13 protein-coding genes are annotated in these 12,650 nt (G+C 61.8%); 8 read left to right on the top strand and 5 right to left on the bottom strand.

Going from position 1 to position 12,650, the window contains the following annotated elements; all coding sequences use genetic code 11:
* Positions 1–85 precede the first annotated feature (85 nt).
* Both aroC and ABD842_RS02590 read right to left on the bottom strand, forming a co-directional pair.
* Entirely contained in the window at positions 86–1,165 is a 1,080-nt protein-coding gene (gene aroC, locus ABD842_RS02585) for a chorismate synthase (RefSeq protein ID WP_345109638.1), read from the bottom strand.
* An 87-nt stretch (positions 1,166–1,252) separates the two neighbouring features.
* Entirely contained in the window at positions 1,253–2,740 is a 1,488-nt protein-coding gene (locus ABD842_RS02590; RefSeq protein WP_345109640.1) for a BatD family protein, read from the bottom strand.
* Positions 2,741–2,980: 240 nt separating this feature from the next.
* Between ABD842_RS02590 and ABD842_RS02595 the strand changes: the two genes are divergently transcribed.
* The 5 genes from ABD842_RS02595 (at position 2,981) to ABD842_RS02615 (ending at position 7,143) form a co-directional block, all read left to right on the top strand.
* Positions 2,981–3,763 (top strand): ferritin-like domain-containing protein, encoded by a 783-nt coding sequence (locus tag ABD842_RS02595; RefSeq protein WP_345109643.1) that lies wholly within the window; start codon positions 2,981–2,983, stop codon positions 3,761–3,763.
* Between the two features lie 42 nt (positions 3,764–3,805).
* Positions 3,806–4,852 carry a ferritin-like domain-containing protein gene (locus tag ABD842_RS02600; protein ID WP_345109646.1) on the top strand — a complete coding sequence of 349 codons (1,047 nt, stop codon included), beginning with the start codon at positions 3,806–3,808 and terminating at the stop codon, positions 4,850–4,852.
* Positions 4,853–5,106: 254 nt separating this feature from the next.
* Positions 5,107–5,805: a ferritin-like domain-containing protein gene (locus ABD842_RS02605; protein ID WP_345109647.1), complete on the top strand. Its 699-nt coding sequence runs from the start codon at positions 5,107–5,109 to the stop codon at positions 5,803–5,805.
* A 26-nt stretch (positions 5,806–5,831) separates the two neighbouring features.
* Complete coding sequence (locus tag ABD842_RS02610; protein ID WP_345109648.1) at positions 5,832–6,719, top strand: ferritin-like domain-containing protein; 888 nt, start codon at positions 5,832–5,834, stop codon at positions 6,717–6,719.
* A 235-nt stretch (positions 6,720–6,954) separates the two neighbouring features.
* Positions 6,955–7,143 (top strand): hypothetical protein, encoded by a 189-nt coding sequence (locus ABD842_RS02615; RefSeq protein WP_345109650.1) that lies wholly within the window; start codon positions 6,955–6,957, stop codon positions 7,141–7,143.
* 28 nt (positions 7,144–7,171) lie between these two features.
* Here the strand turns inward: ABD842_RS02615 and queG are convergent, their stop codons facing one another.
* Both queG and ruvB read right to left on the bottom strand, forming a co-directional pair.
* On the bottom strand, positions 7,172–8,107 hold the full coding sequence (gene queG, locus ABD842_RS02620; protein ID WP_345109652.1) for a tRNA epoxyqueuosine(34) reductase QueG: 936 nt from the start codon (positions 8,105–8,107) through the stop codon (positions 7,172–7,174).
* 139 nt (positions 8,108–8,246) lie between these two features.
* On the bottom strand, positions 8,247–9,296 hold the full coding sequence (gene ruvB, locus ABD842_RS02625; RefSeq protein ID WP_345109654.1) for a Holliday junction branch migration DNA helicase RuvB: 1,050 nt from the start codon (positions 9,294–9,296) through the stop codon (positions 8,247–8,249).
* Positions 9,297–9,497: 201 nt separating this feature from the next.
* On the opposite strand from ruvB, the gene ABD842_RS02630 reads away from it, so the two are divergent.
* A complete protein-coding gene (locus ABD842_RS02630) occupies positions 9,498–10,460 on the top strand; it encodes a hypothetical protein (protein WP_345109656.1) in 963 nt (320 codons plus the stop codon).
* Between the two features lie 21 nt (positions 10,461–10,481).
* Here the strand turns inward: ABD842_RS02630 and ABD842_RS02635 are convergent, their stop codons facing one another.
* The gene (locus ABD842_RS02635; protein ID WP_345109659.1) at positions 10,482–10,835 is read right to left on the bottom strand and encodes an HIRAN domain-containing protein; all 354 of its coding nucleotides are present in this window, start codon (positions 10,833–10,835) and stop codon (positions 10,482–10,484) included.
* A 129-nt stretch (positions 10,836–10,964) separates the two neighbouring features.
* Here ABD842_RS02635 and ABD842_RS02640 point away from each other — a divergent pair, with 129 nt between their 5' ends.
* Both ABD842_RS02640 and ABD842_RS02645 read left to right on the top strand, forming a co-directional pair.
* Positions 10,965–11,426, top strand: a complete 462-nt coding sequence (locus tag ABD842_RS02640; RefSeq protein ID WP_345109662.1) for a DUF4268 domain-containing protein — start codon at positions 10,965–10,967, stop codon at positions 11,424–11,426.
* 37 nt (positions 11,427–11,463) lie between these two features.
* On the top strand, positions 11,464–12,522 hold the full coding sequence (locus ABD842_RS02645) for a hypothetical protein (protein WP_345109664.1): 1,059 nt from the start codon (positions 11,464–11,466) through the stop codon (positions 12,520–12,522).
* Positions 12,523–12,650: the final 128 nt, after the last annotated feature.

Consider the following 12,650-nt stretch of genomic DNA (forward strand, 5'->3'; position numbering starts at 1 on the left):
GCGCACTATATGTTGCAAAGGTAGACAAGTACCGGCGGTTTTCGCCCGGCCCGCCGCGGTCGGGCAGAAAGCCCCGCCGGGGCCTCTACACTTTGTTGGCCCGGGCCCGCAGCAGCATATCGGCCAGCACCAGGCTGGTCATGGCATCCACGATGGGCACGGCCCGGGGCAGTACGCAGGGGTCGTGGCGGCCCTTGCCGGCCAGGGTTATTTCCTCGCCCTGGTCGTTGATGGTGGCCTGGGGCTGCAGGATGGTAGCCACGGGCTTGAAGGCCACCCGGAAATAGATATCCTGCCCGTTGGAAATGCCGCCCTGAATGCCGCCCGAGTGGTTGGTGCGCGTGCGCACGGCGCCGGCTTCGTTGGTGTAGAAGGCATCGTTGTGCTCGGAGCCAAACAGCAGCGTGCCGGCAAAGCCGGAACCGTACTCGAAGGCCTTCACGGCGTTGATGCTCAGCATGGCCTTGCCCAGCTCGGCGTGGAGCTTATCGAACACCGGCTCGCCCAGGCCGGCGGGCACGCCCAGCGCCACGCCCGTCACAATGCCGCCTACCGTGTCGTGCCGGTCGCGGGTCTGGCGGATCAGAGCGGCCATCCGCTCGGCCGTTTCGGGGTGCGGGCAGCGTACGGGGTTGGTGTCAATCAGAGTCAGGTCCAGGTCCTGGTAGCCCACGGGCACGGCCACGGCGCCCACCTGCGACACGTAGCTCAGCGTGCTGATGCCGTAGGTGCGCAGCAGCGCGGCGGCTACGGCGCCGGCGGCCACGCGGGCGGCCGTTTCGCGGGCCGAGCTGCGGCCGCCGCCGCGGTAGTCGCGCCGGCCGTACTTCTGGTCGTAGGTATAATCAGCGTGCGAGGGGCGGTAGGCGTGCTCGATGTGGGAGTAGTCGTGGCTGGCCTGGTCCTGGTTGCGAATCAGCAGGCCAATCGGCGTGCCGGTGGTAAAGCCGCCAAACAGCCCCGACAGCACCTCTACCTGGTCGGCCTCCTTGCGCGGTGTGGTCAGGTCGCTCTGCCCCGGCCGGCGCCGGTCCAGGGCCTGCTGAATCTCGGCCGGCTCCATGGCAATACCGGCCGGGCAGCCGTCGATGATGACGCCGATACCCACGCCGTGCGACTCGCCAAAGGTGGTAATCCGAAACAGGGAGCCAAAGGAATTGCTCATGTACTTTAGAAATTTAGAAACTCAGCAAATAAGCTATTGGGTGGCTCATTTGCTGCAAAGAACTCACTAAATCCTCACTTCGCTTTCTCACGGCCGCCCCCGCCACCAGCCGAAGGCGGCCACACCCAGCAGCGCGACCAGGATATAGTTGGCATAGCGGCGTACCTGCCCGTACTCATCCAGCGGGTGCAGCGTGTTATCGGCCGTATTCAGCATTTGCTGATAAAACGCGTCGCCGGGCAGCGAGTCGAAGGTAGACACCAGCTGGGTGCGCCCCCCGATGCGCGGGTGCAGCTCGGCGCGCAGCGTATCGTAGCGGGCGGTGGCGGGGTTGAATACAAGCAGCGCCAACAGCGTATCGAGCGGCAGCCGGCCGGGCTGCCGGGCCACCAGCCGGTAGCGAAACGCCTTGCTGCCGCCCACCCGGCCGCCCTGCCGGGTCAGGCTCTGCTCCACCTCGGGGCCATACACCTCCAGCGTGGGCGACGAAGCCACGGCCGGGGCGGGCAGGGCTGCCAGGTTGCCTTCGCCCTCCACCACAAAGCCGTAGCGGAACGCCTCCCCCGTACGGAAAGTGGTGCGGTCGATGGTTTCGCGCAGCCGGTATTCGCCCACCGGCACCTGGTCGCGCCGCGGGTGGGGCGGCAGCGGCTTCACGCGGATGGTGCGGGGCTGGGTGAGGTAGGTTTTGTAGCCTTCCAGGCGGTTGTCGAGGCCCTCGGTGGGCTTTTTGGCTACCCGGTACTTTATCATCTGCAGCGCTACCGCCGGAAAGGTCAGCGCCTGGGTGTTGAGCGGGTACAGTTCGGCCTCGTACAGCCGGTAGCGCAGGTACTGCTTGCCGCCGGCCGTTACGGTTTCGGGCACTATCTCCTGCTCGTTGAAGGGCTCTTCCCATGCCGTGGGCTGCCGTAGCTGTTTGAGCAGCGGCGGTAGCTGCCGGGTCAGGTCGTAGAAGTTCAGCAGCCCCTGGTCGGCCGGCGTGAGGTAGAAGTACAGCCCGACGTGGACGCCCTCGCCTACGAAGACGCTGGTTTTGTCGGGGACCAGCGCCAGGAAGGCATTGTCGCGCTGCTCCACGTATTCCTGGGGCTGGGGCTTACCAAAAAGCTGATCCAGCAGCCCCACGCCCTGCAGCGGCCCCGCTACCGGCGGAGCGGCCACCTGGGGACCTACTTTCACCTTACCCCCCGCTGAGCGCACCGCCAGGCCGTTGATGGTCATGCCAAAGGGCTTGATCAGGTAGTCGCCTTCGGCGTAGGCAGCGTAGCGCTGGGTGATGGTGAGCTCCGTGGACGTCTGCCCTCCCACGATGCGCGTGGTCGTGGTGCTTGCCTTACCGCTTTTCTTAAACCCTTCCACGTCCGGGAAGGCCGAGTATTTCTCCAGCACCGCCCCGCGCAACCGGAAGCTGATGGTGTAGTAGTCGGTGATGGCAACGGCCGGGGGGCCGAGCAGAATATCGGCCTCTGCTTTGGCCGATTGGGCCCGCAGGCGGCCCGCCAGCAGGAGCAGGCAGCAGAGCAGCACGCCAACAACACGCGCTGGGCCGGTCAGGAAGGGCATTTTGTGCATTCCCCAAAGCTACGCAAAAACCCCACTGGGGCCGTGCCATACCACTTTAGAGCAAGCAGAACGCCTATATCCCCTGTTTTCTATACAAAATAAACGACGACTTGTCAATCCATTTTTATGACCCGGCCGTAAATGGTCTCCAAATACCCTCCTGCTTCTGATTGGTCGTCTGTCAAATGACCTTTCCAGGACATATTCAGAGGCTAATGGCTTTTCTTCTCACCCTAATACTTACTCCCCATGTCTAAACTCCTCAACTCTGGCGGGGATGAAGCGGATTTCTCGAAACCGCTTTACGTGCCAATCAAGCGTCGCTCGTTCTTCATGTATGCCGGTGCTACGGCCGGTGCTACCGCACTGATCCTCTCGGGCTGCGGTGACGACGACGACGACAACAACCCGGTATCCAACCCGAACATGGTCAATGTGGGCGCCGGCAGCGTTGGTGTCCTCAACTACGCCTACGCGCTGGAGCAGCTGGAAGCTGGTTTCTATACGACGCTGCGCACCGGCACCTACTACACCGGGCTGGCCGCGGGCAGCGCCGAAAAGCAGATTCTGGACGACTTGTACTACCACGAGGTAATTCACCGCGAGTTCTTCAAGGCTGCCCTGATGCGGGATGCCAGCTCTTCGATCATCAAGAGCCTGGAGCCAAACTTCGATGGTATCGACTTCAACGCCCGCACCACGGCCGCTGGCTCGACCAAGCTGGGCGTGCTGAATGCCGCCAAGGCTTTCGAAGACCTGGGCGTATCGGCTTACAACGGCGCGGGCCGCTTCATCGGCACCGACGTAGCTGGTCTCAATTACCTGGTAGCTGCTGGCAAGATCGTCTCGGTAGAAGCCCGTCACGCGGCGCTGATCCGGGACCTGGTGTCGGAAGGCTCTTTCATTGATTCCGACATAGTGAACATTGCTACCAACGGCCTGGAGATTTCTAAAACCCCGGCTCAGGTTGTGGCGGTAGCCAATACCTTCCTCAAGGAAGGCTCTAAGCTGAATGTTTCGGGCCTTGTCTAGGTCGTCTGCGGCTCTTCCTCCCATCTAAACTTCGCCTTCCATATGAACTTCTTCCATATCCTTTCTGAAATCGAGAAAACTGACCCCGAAGTTTTCGAGCGTTTCGATTCCCGCCGTCGCGTGTTCAAACACCTGACCGGCTTTGGCAAAAAAATGACCGCGGCGGCGCTGCCCCTGGCCATGGGTGCCATCTTCAACAAAGCTTACGGTCAGGCCACGGGCGCTCCATCCGTGAACGACGTTCTGAACTTCGCGCTGAAGCTGGAATATCTGGAAGCCTACTTCTACAACCTCGGCCTGCAGGGCAACGGAAGCATTGTGACAGACAACGGTAGCGGCGCTACGGCCGTTACGCCGGCCCAAACTACTTTCCGCGGAATGTTCAGCGCCACCAACCTCTCGTCGCTGACCAAAATCCGGACTGACGAAAACAACCACGTGAACTTCCTGCGTTCTGCGCTCGGCGCGGCGGCTATTGCTGCTCCTGCCGTGTCGGAGTTCGACTTCACCGGCGGCAAAGGCTCGGGTGCGGGTCCTTTCGCGGGCTTGTTCACTAACCCCGTCCTGTTCCTGGCAGTTGCTCAGTCTCTGGAAGACACCGGCGTGCGGGCCTACAAAGGCGGCGCTCCTTACCTGGCTTCCAACAAAGACGTTCTGACGGCCGCCCTCAACATCCACTCGGTGGAGGCTCGCCACGCTGCTCGTCTGCGCACCATGCGCCGGGGTGGTTTCAACAACAATGCTGCCTCGCAGACTGCATCGGGTACGCTGGAAGGCCCAACCGGTAAGCCCAAGAGCTGGATTTCCGGCGACGACAACGGCGGCGCTTCTCCCGCCCAGACGGCCCCGATTTACGGCGCCGGGGTTGCGCCTTCGTATACGCCAGCCGGTATTACCTTCCCTAGCGAAGCCAACGTGAACCAGGGTGCCAACGGCACTGCGCCGGCCCTGAATCTGCAGACGGCTCTGGCCAGCCTGAACTTCCCGGCTGCCGCTTTCTCGGAAGCCTTCGACGAGCCGCTGGACGTACCAACCGTTTCGGCTATTGCCAAGACCTTTACCATTACCAGCAGCACGCTGTTCGGTTAAGCCAAGGCTTTTGGTTATTTGAAAAAGGACAGCACTCGTGCTGTCCTTTTTTTGTTTGGGCGGCAGGTCGCGACCCATCAGTAACCTGCAGTCCGACTACCAACCGACGGTCTGAGGTACTACCAGAAAAGGCATCTTCCCGGAGGCGCTTTTTTCCTGCAACCTATTGGGGCGTTAGAGCATCCCATCAGAAGGAGTTACCTTTGTTGACCTCAACGCCGCGCCGGCGCGGTATTGCCTCGTACTATTCCCCTATGCTGACTTCCTTCCTGGACCGCACGATGCGGCGCCGTTCCTTTTTCCGTATCGCCGGAGCCACCACGGCGGCTTCGGCCCTGCTCTTAGCCGGCTGCGGCACCGATGATCCTGAGCCCGTTGCCGCCCCTTCCAACGTACTCGTACTGGCGGCCGGCGACGTAGGGTTACTCAACTATGCGTACTTGCTGGAGCAGCTGGAAGCGGCCTTCTATCAGAAAGTGCTGGGCGCGCTGCCCACCGATTTGCTACCCGGCGAAAAGGAGGCCCTGACGGCGCTGCGGGACCACGAAGTGATTCACCGGGAGTTCTTCAAATTTGCCTTGGCCGATCAGGCCATTACCACGTTCACGTTCGACTTCACCTCCCTATCCCTCACCAGCCGCGTGGGCGTATTCACGGCGGCCAAAAAGCTGGAAGACCTGGGCGTGGCGGCCTACAACGGAATAGGCAAGCTACTGCTGAATGGAGGCTACCTGACGCTGATAGGCAAAATAGCCTCCGTAGAGGCCCGGCATGCCGCTTTCGTTCGGGACGCCCTGCAGCCCAACTCCTTTGGGGTTGCGGATGCCACTACCATCGTCACGACCGGCGACTATGCGGGTCTGAACGTCACGATGACGCCGGCCCAGGTGTTGACGGCCGCCGCCGCGTTTTTTCCTTTCACCATTGACACGTCCAAGCTGCCCACGGCTTAAGGCGGGCTTTTGGCTTCCTCTTCCCTATGAATATCCTCAAAGTACTCGCCAACCTGGCGGAAGTTGACCCCGAAGCTTATCAGCGGCTCAGTGCCCGCCGGGGAATGCTCAGCAGCCTCGGCCGGTTGGGCCGCAAGGCGGCGGCTACTGCGGTGCCTTTGGGCCTGGGTGCCGTGCTGCAGCAGGCCTACGGCCGAAACAGCCAGACTATCCTCGACACGTTTACGCTGGCGTTGCGGCTCGAATACCTGGAAAACGAGTTCTACACGCTGGCCCTGACGGCTGGCCGCAACGGCACGCTGGTTTTCCCGGCGGGCACCATGCCGGTCATTCAGCAGATTCAGGAGCAGGAGCAGGCGCACGTTACCTTTCTGCAGCGGCAGCTGCAAAACTCCAGCGCCGCCGTGCCGGCCAAGCCCAACTTCGACTTCACGGGCAGCAAGAACGGCACGAAAGCCGCCGCCTTCGCCACGGTCTTTACCAGCTTCGACACTTTTCTGAAAGTAGCCCAGCTGCTGGAGGATACGGGCGTACGGGCGTACAAAGGCCAGCTGGATTTTCTTGCCGCCAACAACGACCTGCTGGAGGCCGGACTACAGATTCACGCGGTGGAGGCCCGGCATGCGGCCCACATTCGCGGCATGCGGCGCGCCACTCAGAACGCCAACGTGCGCAACTGGGTCAGCAAGAACGATGATACCATCACTACTGCCGGAGTCACGGATGCCGTGTATGCCGGGGAGGAAATTCAGCTGCAAACGCTGCCCGGGGTACCGATTCGCTCTTTCCCTTTCGATACCACGCCCATCGTGACCGACACGCCGGAGAAAGCCAAAATCAGTCTGGGCGAGGCCTTCGATGAGCCTATTACTGCGGCGGTAGCCAGCCAGCTGGCCGATCTGTTCATTTATTAACGCAGAGGTAACAGCTTTACCACCCTAAAGGAACGGCTAACGCCGTTCCTTTTTTGTTGTCCCCTGTTGGTGCAGACGCTGTGGTTCAGCTTGCATTTTAAGACCTAATTTTTGTATCTTTCAACAAAGGATTTAAAACCAACTCTCCCGTCGTAAGCTTTTTTTAAAGCTTTCGTATAAGCTCTGCGTCTACTGTACTACCTATCCCACCCAACCCTTCTAACCGCCCTGACCGATGCTGGAATACGTCAAGACCATTTTGCTCAAAGTCAGCTTCGACAAGATCCTTTTTGAGAAAGAGCTGCGCAAGGCTCTCCGAATGCTGATGCCAGCGGAGTTGCTGGAGTTGAAGACGTGGTGTTATCAGCAGTTCGCTAAAGTGTATCAGCGCGTTCTAAACCGCGTTTTTGCCCAGGCTGCCTGATTTTTTACCAGAACCGGTCGATCCGGCTTTACTCTTCTGTTACGAACTTGATGTTGCGGGTTAGTCCCGCGTAGCCCGTCCGCTTTACCGCCGACTGCCGAAATAGCTCCGAGAAAAGCTCGTGGGTTATTTCCCGCCAGTCCGTGGTACTCAGGTGCGGCAGCTGCGGGTTGGGCTTAAATTGGGGCTCGCTGTGGGGCTTGGCAAAGCGGTTCCAGGGGCATACATCCTGGCAGATGTCGCAGCCGAACACCCAGTTGCCGAACTTGCCCGCCATTTCCGTCGGAATCTGGTCTTTCAGCTCGATGGTGAAGTAGCTGATGCACTTGCTGCCGTCCACCACATAAGGTTCGGTGATGGCCCCGGTCGGGCAGGCATCCATGCATTTGGTACAGGTGCCGCAGTAGTCCTTGATAGGGCCATCGTAGTCCAGCTCCAGATCCACGATCAGCTCGGCAATGAAATAGAAGCTGCCGGTGCCGGGCGTAATCAGGTTGGCATTTTTGCCTACCCAGCCCAGCCCGCTCTTCTTGGCCCAGGCCTTATCCAGCACCGGCGCCGAGTCGACGAAGCAGCGGCCGCCCACTTCCCCTATTTCCTGCTGAATGTCCTGCAGCAGCGTTTTGAGCTTGTCTTTGATGACGAAATGGTAGTCGCGGCCGTAGGCGTATTTACTGACCTTGAGCGTGCCGTCGGCCGGCTGCTGGTCCTCTTCGGCCGGATAGTAGTTGAGCAGCAGCGAAATGACCGACTTAGCCCCATCTACCAGCAGGCGTGGGTCGAGGCGCTTGTCGAAATGGTTGGCCATGTAGGCCATTTGCCCGTGCATGTTGCGGTTGAGCCAGTTTTCGAGGCGCGGCGCTTCCTCTTCCAGAAATTCGGCCTTGGAAACACCACAGTACATAAAGCCCAGCTCCAGAGCCCGGCGTTTGATGAAAGCAGTATAGGCAGCAGTCGGCAGCATCTGGTTTTCGGTTATTCGTTTTTGGTTTTTAGCCAATACTCCCTTCGCTCTCTATTTCCGGATAAAAACAAAGCGTGCCTGAGAAGTTCAGACACGCTTCGTGTTGTAAAGGTCCAAAAACCGGAAGCGAATAACCAGCTTATCCTTCGGCGCCGAACAGGTCGGTAGTGTTGCCGCGCAGGTGCTGGGGCATGAGCTTGCCCAGGTGCTTGTAGGCGGCCTCGGTGGCTTCGCGGCCCCGGGAAGTGCGCTTGAGGTAGCCTTCCTGGATCAGGAAGGGCTCGTACACTTCCTCGATGGTTTCGGCTTCTTCGCCGCAGGCCGTGGCAATGGTGCTGATGCCCACCGGGCCACCCTTGAACTTGTCGATAATGGTGTTCAGGATGCGCTTGTCCATGTCGTCGAGGCCGTTGTGGTCGACGTCCAGGGCATTCAGGGCAAACTGGGCAATGTCGACGGTGATGGTGCCGGTGCCTTTGATCTGGGCGAAGTCGCGGGTGCGGCGCAGCAGGTTGTTGGCAATGCGGGGCGTACCGCGGGAGCGGCGGGCAATTTCGAAGGCCGCATCCGCGTGAATCGGAGTACCCAGGATTTCGGCAGAGCGCTTCACAATGCTGGTCAGCAGGGTCGAATCGTAGTATTCGAGGCGGGCCGAGATGCCAAAGCGGGCCCGCAGCGGCGAGGTGAGCATTCCCGAGCGGGTGGTGGCGCCAATGAGCGTGAACGGGCTCAGCGAAATCTGCACCGACCGCGCATTCGGGCCCGAATCGAGCATGATGTCGATGCGGTAGTCCTCCATGGCCGAGTACAGGTACTCCTCCACCACCGGGTTGAGGCGGTGAATCTCGTCGATGAAGAGCACGTCGTTGGGCTCCAGATTGGTGAGCAGGCCCGCCAGGTCGGAGGGCTTGTCGAGCACCGGGCCGCTGGTCATCTTGATGCCCGATTCCAGCTCGTTGGCAATGATGTGCGAGAGGGTGGTTTTGCCCAGGCCGGGTGGGCCGTGCAGCAGCACGTGGTCGAGAGCCTCACCGCGCTGCCTGGCGGCGGCCACGAATACGCGCAGGTTGTCGACGACCTTGTCCTGCCCGGCAAAGTCGGAGAAGGACAGGGGCCGCAGGGCTTTGTCAAAGTCTTTTTCGGTGGCGTCCATGTGGCCGCTGTCACCAGTCAGATAATTTTCGCGCATGAGAAACGAGCGTGAGGTTGGTAGCTGAAAGGTAACAAAACCAGCTTCCGATTCCTCCCATTTTTAGCAAAAAAAGCTCCGCATCCGACCTGCAACCGCCGTTTATCTAACCCTATTAGCATAAGGCGGCTCTCGTCAGCTTCGCGGCTGCCCAAGCGGGCTGGCGCCTGCGTAATTTGCCGCCCCAACTGCCTTCGCCGTATGTCCGCTTCCGCCCCTTTTGCCGCCTGGCTGCACTCGCTGCCCGATACTTTTTACGACCAGCTGGCCCACGCGCTTTCGCTGCATGGCATGGCCTGCGCCGAGCTGCTCAGCCGCCCCCACGATGAGCTGCCCCGGCAGCTAACGGCCCTCACCGGCCTCGACGCGGCCCAGGTGGCCCAACTGAATATCATCGGCAGCCAGACCCAGCTGGTGGAGGCGCTGGAAGCGAATCCGCGCCGGCTCTACGACCTGCTGCTGGTGGGCGGCCTGGTGCTGGATACGTCGCTGGCGGTGCCGGTGCTGGCCTACGTGCGCCGGCAGATGCACATCGACAATACCCAGCTGGCTACGCTGAAGCAGTACTGCCTGGAGCTGAGCGGCACGTTTCTGGGGGCCCTGGAGCAGCAGCTGCCTTCCGAGCCCTCCCTGGGCCTGCACCGGCTGCGGGTGGAAGAGGTCGTTGCCCGGTACGTGGCCGCCAATCCGCCACCCGCACCTACGGCCGCCACTATCCGCTTCACCGACCCACAGCTGCAGATGATGCGGCTGGCGCTGCTGCTCGTACATTCGCTGCCCGAAGCGGGAGCCCAGCCCTTCATGCGGGCCGTAGCCGCCCTGGCGCCCTTGCAGCCGGCCGCGCTGGAACCAATGATTGCGCGGCTGGGCCAGCTGCAGCCCACCGAGGCTTTTTCCCTGACGATGCCGGAGCTGGTGCAGCTCTACCAGGCTATGCAGGTCTGCGGAATGGTATTCGTGTCGGAGGTGCTGGGCACGCTGGGGCTGGAAGAAGCCTTGCCCCAGCCAACCGCCGAAGCCGAGTCCGCTGCCCCAGCCAGCAGCCGGCAGGCCGTGGGCGAAATGGTAAGCAGCTTCACGCAGTGGGTGCAGCAGACCTTTCCCGAGGCGCCCGAAATTGCGGCAGCCCGCCAGCAGGTACTGGCGCTGGCCGATGCGCTGTAGGCATCCGGGCGTTGCGCGGCTTTAGGCGCGGCCGTCGGGCAGCAGCACTTCAATTTCGAGCTGCAGCCACTCGTCTTCCCAGGCTTTGTGGGTGATGCGGGCCGTGAGCCCATAACCGGCATCGAGCAGGCGGGCACTGGTTTCGTTGCGCACGTCGGGCAGGTAGCCCAGCCACACGTCGCCTTCGGCGGCCGTGGTCAGCACTTTCACGGCCCAGTCGTCGTACTTGCTGTCGGCCTCGCGGACCAGACGCAACATCTGACCGAGGTAGAGGCCGGGCTCGTGCTGTTTGAGATTTTCGCGGTGGGTGGTGCCGGCCACGAGGCATTCCAGGAGCACCAGAGCAGTGGCAGACGAAGCGGGAGCAGGTTTCATGGCACCAATGTACAGGACTGCAGGCAGGTTACCGCGGCAGCCGCCGGCGACGCCGCCGGCTGCCGCGTAGTTTTTGCGCGGAATGCCGATGACCATCGTATTTTCGGGTCTTTACCCTCCTCTTTTCTCATGTATAGCAAAGCCGAAGTTGCGCAGCTGCGGCAGGCCTTCTGGACCACCTTTGGCCAGTATATGGCCCCCGTCCCTTCCGCCGAAGGGCTGCCGACCAACTGGATCAACTACAAAACCGGCGTCAAGCACGTGTCCTTCCGCCTGCACGCCGATGTGCGCCACGCCACCATCGGCATCGAGCTGACCCACCCGGACGCGGCCGTCCGGGCCCTTTACTTTGAGCAGTTTGAGGCCCTGAAAACCCTGCTGCACGAAACCACCGGGCAGCCCTGGCGCTGGGAAGCCGCCGCCACCGACGCCCACGGGCAGCCTTTGAGCCGCATTTTTCAGGAGCTCACGCCGGTCAATCTGTTCAGCCGCGACGACTGGCCGGCCCTGATTTCCTTCTTCAAGCCCCGCCTGACGGCCCTGGACGCCTTCTGGACTGACGCCCAGTATTCCTTCCAGAGCCTGGCCTGATGGCCGATCCTTCTCCCCTCATTTATTCCTACCCGATATGCCCGCTATTCCCCTTTCCGCCGACGGCGACGAACAACGCGCCGAGGCCCGCTACCTGGCCGACGCCATTCCCCTGGGCCTGAGTCTGGCCCTCGTCACGACTTCCTTGCTCATGCTGAACCCCCACGACCCGCTGCCCCGGGAGCTGGTGGAAAGCTTCGGGTTTGACGCCATCGAGCAGCAGCGGTGCCGCGCCGTGCGCACGGTGTCCCAGCTGCTGGATGAGCTAAAAAACAACCTGCCGGCCATGCACTGCTACCTGCTGGTGGCCCGCTACGCCTTGGAATGCCCCCCCATCTGGACCGTGGTGGCCGCCTCCCTGCAAGCCACCGATGAGGAGGAGGATCTGGCCCCGGAATCGCTCGCCCTGGAGAGGAAGTACCACCAGTACTACGAATGCATGGGCGCCGGGGTGCAGCTGGCCAGGCGCCTGACCAGCACCGCTGACGACCTGGCCGAGGAGCTGCGCCTGCAGGACCTGGCCCTGCAGGGCTTGTTTGCCCGGCTCGGGGCCACCGTCCGCCCTGGCATTGCGGCCCGCCCCGAACCCGATACGGAGCCCCCCGCACCGGTCAGCACGGTGTCGCCGCACCTGGCCCAGCTCCTGCTGCTGGCTGTCAGCCTGATCGAGCACCTGCCGCACATCTCCGACCACCCCCTGGTGCGCGGTCTTACCAGCTTGAGCTTTGTGCAGGCCAGCGTGCGCCTGCCCCTGTATAAGCGCCTCATCGAGCTGCCCGCCGGGGCCGGCATCAGCCTCTCCGAAGCAGAGCTGCTGACGCTCTACCAGGCCGCCCAGGTCGCCCTGCTGGCGCAGGTAGTCGATATTACGCCCGAGGGCACCTGGGCCGATTGGGTCCAGTCCCGCATCCTGGCTCCCGACCCGCCTCAGCCCTTCGTGCCTACTTACGACCAGGACCAGCTCGACCAGGTCAATACCACTGCCCCCGCGGACCTGCGCGCCTACAGCCAGCTGGTACAAGACCATTTCGACCCCGGGCATCCCCTGCTGGACCAGGCCGTGACCGAAATCCGCCAGCTCGCCGAGCTGCTCTAGCCCGGCCCGGCAGCCCAGCGCCTATACCCCGAACCCCACAAGCTATACCTCCCGGACCACTGCTTATACTCTGAGGACCATTTCCTATACTCTAAAACCATCTGTCTATACCCAAGAGGCTATAGCAT

The organism is Hymenobacter algoricola, assembly GCF_039539525.1.
GTDB lineage: Bacteria > Bacteroidota > Bacteroidia > Cytophagales > Hymenobacteraceae > Hymenobacter > Hymenobacter algoricola.